The following is a 1,405-nucleotide window of genomic DNA, read 5'->3' on the forward strand; positions in this document are numbered from 1 at the left end:
AACGGGTGTTCGGCGGTGTCCTACTCTCCCACACCCTGACGAGTGCAGTACCATCGGCGCAATGGGGCTTAGCTTCCGGGTTCGGAATGGGACCGGGCGTTTCCCCCACGCTATAACCGCCGTAACTCTATGAAACTCCACGCACACACCCCACCCCCAAAGGAATCGAATGCATGTGTGTGCTGTTTCAGAAACCGCACAGTGGACGCGTAGCACCTTCGTTAGAAAGTCCTCGGCCTATTAGTACCAGTCACCTCCATGCGTTACCGCACTTCCAGTTCTGGCCTATCAACCCGGTGGTCTGCCGGGGGCCTTACCCCCTCGAGGGGGTGAGAAACCTCATCTTGGAACAGGCTTCCCGCTTAGATGCTTTCAGCGGTTATCCCTTCCGAACGTAGCCAACCAGCAGTGCCCCTGGCGGGACAACTGGCACACCAGAGGTTCGTCCGTCCCGGTCCTCTCGTACTAGGGACAGCCTTCCTCAAGTTTCTAACGCGCGCGGCGGATAGAGACCGAACTGTCTCACGACGTTCTAAACCCAGCTCGCGTGCCGCTTTAATGGGCGAACAGCCCAACCCTTGGGACCTACTCCAGCCCCAGGATGCGACGAGCCGACATCGAGGTGCCAAACCATCCCGTCGATATGGACTCTTGGGGAAGATCAGCCTGTTATCCCCGGGGTACCTTTTATCCGTTGAGCGACACCGCTTCCACATGCCGGTGCCGGATCACTAGTCCCGACTTTCGTCCCTGCTCGACTTGTCAGTCTCACAGTCAAGCTCCCTTGTGCACTTGCACTCAACACCTGATTGCCAACCAGGCTGAGGGAACCTTTGGGCGCCTCCGTTACATTTTGGGAGGCAACCGCCCCAGTTAAACTACCCACCAGGCACTGTCCCTGAACCAGATCATGGTCCGAGGTTAGATATCCAATACGATCAGAGTGGTATTTCAACAACGACTCCACAGTAACTGGCGTCACCGCTTCACAGTCTCCCACCTATCCTACACAAACCGAACCGAACACCAATACCAAGCTATAGTGAAGGTCCCGGGGTCTTTTCGTCCTGCCGCGCGTAACGAGCATCTTTACTCGTAATGCAATTTCGCCGAGTCTGTGGTTGAGACAGCAGAGAAGTCGTTACGCCATTCGTGCAGGTCGGAACTTACCCGACAAGGAATTTCGCTACCTTAGGATGGTTATAGTTACCACCGCCGTTTACTGGGGCTTAAATTCTCAGCTTCGCCACCGAAGTGACTAACCGGTCCTCTTAACCTTCCAGCACCGGGCAGGCGTCAGTCCGTATACATCGTCTTACGACTTCGCACGGACCTGTGTTTTTAGTAAACAGTCGCTTCTCTCTGGTCTCTGCGACCACACCCAGCTCAGACCGTAAAGATCGTC

Annotated in this window: 2 rRNA genes (1 of these 2 cut by a window edge); both read right to left on the bottom strand. The window is 55.6% G+C overall.

Annotated features, from left to right (window positions below):
• Positions 1 to 7 precede the first annotated feature (7 nt).
• Positions 8 to 124: ribosomal RNA gene (gene rrf, locus AC0B44_RS21095) — 5S ribosomal RNA — on the bottom strand.
• Between the two features lie 96 nt (positions 125 to 220).
• Positions 221 to 1,405: ribosomal RNA gene (locus AC0B44_RS21100) — 23S ribosomal RNA — on the bottom strand (it continues 1,727 nt past the right edge of the window).

Source organism: Rhodococcus sp. NPDC019050 (assembly GCF_055664235.1).